Raw genomic sequence first — 4,741 nt, 5'->3', positions numbered from 1 at the left:
ATAGGCTTCTTGGAGGTCTTTGATTTGTTTCTCGTACAGTTCTTTGACTTCAAAAGGCTTGGCCTTCAGAGCATTCTCCATGCCCCGCTTGGCTTCATCGACCCAGTTCTCAATGTCAGAGGGCGATCAATCAAATGTTCGGCTGGCCTCTGAGACTGTGGTCTTGCCCTGAATAATATCCATGACCAGGGCTGCTTTGCGCTTGGCTGTCCAGCGCTTGATGTCGTCGTTCATTTCTGTGCTCATCTGTGATTTCTCCTTCATTATCACCTGAGCAGAATTTCACTGGGTCATTACATCTCTGTCAAGTTAACAGTTAAAAATAGAGTTTCCTGCTGACTGAATGACCCTTAGCATGTAAACCGATGGCGGTAAATTGTTCAAAGACTCATGCGGTCTGTCTTCGTTGTAGTCCGTGCGCCACTGGTCGCAGATTTGTTCGACCTGCCGCATTGATGCAAACAGATGAACGTCCAACACTTCGTGCCTGAAGGTCCGATTGAATCGTTCTGCAAATGCGTTCTGATAGGGTTTACCAGGCTGAATAAATATCAGTTGAACACCTCGGTCTTCTGCTCACTGCCCAAATGCGTGACCTGCCATTGCGGCCCCATTGTCGAAGCGGATTGAATCTGGCAAGCCATAGAAATCCACCAGACTGTTCATCACTCGAATCAGTCTTGCGGCAGGTATTGAGAAACCCGGTTCAACAGCCAAAGCCTCGCGATTGGAATGATCGATGATGTTGAGCACTCGGAATCGCCTGCCGTCGTACAAAGCATCATGGACAAAGTCCAGCGCCCACAACCGATCTGCGGCGCAGAGCGGCAGCTTCTCCCCAGAGAAGGAATGGATACGTGTAGACGAACGAAGTGGTTTCAGAGCTTTCACATCACTCGGCCTTCGCTTTTGCCTTGGCAAAGCGAAGGCTGGAGTGCCTAGTTGAGCTTTACTCACTAGGCAGTTTGGCCGCTAGAACATCCACTTTCTCGATGGACGGCGGTGCAGAAAGAAGGCTACTTGCTTGTGCCATGAGAGCAGCGGCAACCTTGCCAGCGAGATGAGCCTGACGGCCCGCCTCATCGGGAAAGGCGTCAAAAATGCCGAACGTGGATGGCCCAAGACGAATACCAAACCATGCAGTGGTGGCAGGCTCTTCTTGGACAAGCGGAAGCCCATCCAGTAGAAATTGCTCTACTTCTTTCTCTTTGCCGGCTTTTGCTTCCAAGCGGACGAACAGTGCTACTTTTACCATGGCAAGTCTCCTTTGGTTAGGACTACTGTCCCAACAGGTTGGTTGAAATTAATCGGTTTGGATCCGTCATTCTTGATTCTCATGAATGCTCCTGTGATGGTTGAAAGGAATTTGGTTACAGCACGATTTGATACTGGAGAGGCTTAGACCTCATCCTTGGCATCACTGGCTGGGCTATCTGGTGCTTGTCGCAGGCAGGGCACGGACTACTGCGTCTTCCAAATCTGCCTTAATGCAATGAGGTTGCTTCCAGTCTCCTTGGTAAGCGATCTGGTCAACCCCACCGGGCCCCACACCGCTTGGTACGTAGTCAAGTTTGAGGTTGTTGCGAGTACGCCATGCAATGGCATGGTCAGCGCAAGAACTGTCACCCGATACACCCACAGCACCTAGCAATGCGCCCTGGTTGTTGTACAAAGCCAAACCTCCTCCAAACACATTGATGCCTCCCATGCGTTGACCAACCAGCGGATCATTGGGTTGGCCCCACGCACTTACTGGGCCTTGCATCGCCAAGGCAGGATTTACCGGGTTACTCTCTTGCAGGCCGAAGAGGCTACCACCGGGTTGGACAGCGCTGTAAAGATTGGCCGTTGCCAAAGCTAAACTTGGTAGGCTGAACGCATTGGCTGTGTAGGCCTTCTGTGCTGATATAGCCCGGCTTCCCGGCCACTGGTCACCCAACCCTTTCCCTGTGAACGCCACCGCACACACCGTTCCACTACGCGACACCACAGTGCCCCACATCTCTAAGTTGAAGCCAGCATTGTTAGCCTTGCGTGCGAGCACCAACGCCTCGTGTAGCTGGGCATGGGTGGGTAACGCGGCACATTCTGCGGGAGCAGTTGGCTTGGCTGCATGCGCAGGCAAGCTGATCGAAGTGAGTAACGCGGCAATCATGATGCCAAAGGGATGGATGTCAATGTTCACAGCATTTCCTTTTAATGAAAGTTGATCGCTGCTAGTTTCCCACTCCACATTAATCGTGTATATGGAATAAAAAGGAATTTGGAATTCCTGAAAATGGAATAATAAACATGAGAATACTTTCAGATTTTCTGTCAAATGCTGAATCCACACGGACCCGCTGAACTGGCTGGTCGCGTTCGCATCACAGCGCCGTTACGGCTACTGCCAGTGCTTAACAAAGAACGAGTCTTCATGCAAGTATCGTCATCGATAGTCGACTTTTCGACGAACCTGCTGCAGTTGTTGTCGGACAGACTGATCTTTGGGGTTTATGGAAGCCAAAATCTCATCCCGGGCGTTGACCTGACGACCGGGATGAAAAAAGTCATTGTTACAGTCACAAACCTATCTCGTTTGCTGTAGCAAGCCCTTACCTAAAGCATCGTAGCGAGCCAAAACGACACCTGTCGTTTCTCTGTCTTGGTATGAGATATCTGCCCGCATTGAGTGAGCGGCATGGGCTCAACTGCCCCTTCCGCTCATAAAATCCTTTGGCGGAGATTGACACTGCATCAACTTCTCCCTGACTAAGAGCCTCCAAAGTGGTTACTGCACCCAACGAGCCTTCGGTCCAGTAAAAAACACCCACACCAGTTGTTGGCTATACTTGTTGGTCTGAATGCTGGCAGCTGTAACTCAGCTTTTTATCGCGGATGAGTCCCCTCGGCCGTTTTTCTCTATTGAATCAACCTGTGGTCTTTAATTGGGATATTCCACCGCAGGCGGTAGTAGATAAATGTCAAACCCTGCCCCCGCAACCCAATGCTCATGAAGCTCAACTACTTAGCGGTGGTTGACTTTTTTTTCTGGGTACCGCACGGCTACTCGTACTGAAGATGTTCAGCGGATTCATGGACATCACGGCAAGGTCAAATCCAAACCTAGCATTTCGCCAACGAAGAAAGTGACGAGCAATAGACCCAACAGCAGCAGCACAAAGACCACGGCAACCGTTCCGCTGACGCGCAACACTGCGCTCTTTTGCTGCGCCCTGTTTTTATTCCCTCGATCGTAATGCCATTTGATGGCGAAGAACATGCCCGTACCGAGCACGAGAAGTTTGAACGTGACGAAGACCATGGGAACCCAATCCATCTCTTTTAACCCTACCCTGCTGTTTTACTTCAACTCTGAAAGAAAGGTTGAAATTGCTTTGCCAACAAAAAATTCAGCTGACCCCACATCCTGATTCGCGGATCGATGTGAGCTATCAGGTACAGCCAGAACAGTCACATTGGAACCGTTCAAATCCAGTTCATTGCCCAAAGATTCAGATTGATCACGGGATTCTTCCCGATCCGTATGAAGTATCAGCCAAGAAGCGACGTTGGGTGGCCCTGCATGCGCAGGCAAGCTGGCGGAATTAAGCAACGCCGCTATCATGATGCCAAAGGGACGGATATCAATCTTCACAGAATTTCCATTTAATGAAAGGTGATCATTGCCAGTTTCCCACGTCACATTAATCGTGTAAATGGAATAAAAAGAAATTATGTATTCCTGGCAATGCGACAATGAATATAAGAACACTTTCAGATTTTCTGTCACATGCTGAAGCTAGAAGACCGGTTGAAAATTTTTTGCGTGGCCGCCGAAGCTGACAGCTTCCGAGAAGCTGCAATGCTTTTGGGGATGTCGCCTCAAGGAGTAACACGGGCCATACAGGAACTCGAAGCGCACTATGGCGAATTGCTGTTTCACCGCACCACTCGCCGGGTGAATGTCACCGAATTCGGGGCCGAACTTGCGCCGCGCGCACGGGCTAGCCTGGAGCAGATGGAGGCTGTCCTCGCACCTGCATCGCCACAAGCACCCGCCGAACTGGTTGGCCGCGTTCGTATCACAGCACCTCGCAGCCTTGGCAGGTTACGGGTGCTGCCAGCGCTTAACAAAGTTGCACGTCTTCATCCAGGCATCGTCATCGATATCCGACTTTCTGATGAACTTGCCGATGTTGTTGACGGGCAGATTGATGTCGGTGTTCGAATGGGTCTATTCAAAGACAATCGCTTTGTGGTGCGCAAAGTGGGTTCGGTGGGCTTTGGGGTATATGGCAGCCAGAATCTCATCAAGCGCTACGGCACACCGCAGCAAATCTCCGAACTATCAACGCTACCAACCACAGGGCTGATTGACCACAGCACGGGCCGACCTTGGAGTTGGTTTTTTAGCAAAGAGCGCCGTATGTTGCCCGAGCCGTTTGCATTTGTAACTGACGACCCTGAGGCAGAGTGCGATGCAGTTCTGTCGGGGGTGGGTTTTGGGCAATTGCCTGATTACCTTGCTGAGCAACACGTCAATTCCAAAAGTCTAGTACGCGTGCTGGAGGTCGATACTTGTACGCCCTGGGATATCTATGTGTATCGGCCTCAGCGTGGACCTGTACCAAAACGGGTGCGCCTGGTGTTTGATGCCATAGCCGACGCATTCAAATAGTACGAAGCTATTCCGACAAAGAGGCAGCGTACGTGTTTGCCGTGTACAACAGTGCTGTGTCAAAAGCCGCTCTTTCGAGGC

At 50.8% G+C, this 4,741-nt stretch carries 7 protein-coding genes and 1 pseudogene; 1 reads left to right on the top strand and 7 read right to left on the bottom strand.

The annotated features are described in order from the left end of the window. The 7 genes and pseudogenes from A0129_RS15410 to A0129_RS15385 all read right to left on the bottom strand — a co-directional run. Window positions 1-246: pseudogene (locus A0129_RS15410) on the bottom strand (transposase); the annotation flags it as partial. 63 nt (window positions 247-309) lie between these two features. Next, window positions 310-555, bottom strand: coding sequence for a transposase (locus tag A0129_RS15880; RefSeq protein WP_367190003.1), 246 nt, complete (start codon window positions 553-555; stop codon window positions 310-312). Window positions 556-576: 21 nt separating this feature from the next. Continuing rightward, complete coding sequence (locus tag A0129_RS15405) at window positions 577-891, bottom strand: DDE-type integrase/transposase/recombinase (RefSeq protein WP_291716276.1); 315 nt, start codon at window positions 889-891, stop codon at window positions 577-579. 58 nt (window positions 892-949) lie between these two features. Next, window positions 950-1,255: an antibiotic biosynthesis monooxygenase gene (locus A0129_RS15400; RefSeq protein WP_291716275.1), complete on the bottom strand. Its 306-nt coding sequence runs from the start codon at window positions 1,253-1,255 to the stop codon at window positions 950-952. A 174-nt stretch (window positions 1,256-1,429) separates the two neighbouring features. Next, window positions 1,430-2,185 carry a heme-binding protein gene (locus A0129_RS15395; protein ID WP_291716274.1) on the bottom strand — a complete coding sequence of 252 codons (756 nt, stop codon included), beginning with the start codon at window positions 2,183-2,185 and terminating at the stop codon, window positions 1,430-1,432. An 897-nt stretch (window positions 2,186-3,082) separates the two neighbouring features. Beyond that, a complete protein-coding gene (locus A0129_RS15390; RefSeq protein WP_291716273.1) occupies window positions 3,083-3,319 on the bottom strand; it encodes a hypothetical protein in 237 nt (78 codons plus the stop codon). A gap of 24 nt (window positions 3,320-3,343) precedes the next feature. Next, window positions 3,344-3,772, bottom strand: a complete 429-nt coding sequence (locus A0129_RS15385) for a hypothetical protein (RefSeq protein WP_291716272.1) — start codon at window positions 3,770-3,772, stop codon at window positions 3,344-3,346. On the opposite strand from A0129_RS15385, the gene A0129_RS15380 reads away from it, so the two are divergent. Beyond that, window positions 3,773-4,660, top strand: coding sequence for a LysR family transcriptional regulator (locus A0129_RS15380; RefSeq protein ID WP_291716271.1), 888 nt, complete (start codon window positions 3,773-3,775; stop codon window positions 4,658-4,660). Window positions 4,661-4,741 lie beyond the last annotated feature (81 nt).

The sequence above is a fragment of the Limnobacter sp. CACIAM 66H1 genome, assembly GCF_001601825.1.
Taxonomy (GTDB): Bacteria; Pseudomonadota; Gammaproteobacteria; order Burkholderiales; family Burkholderiaceae_B; genus Limnobacter.
This window is presented reverse-complemented; position numbering and strand designations above follow the sequence as displayed.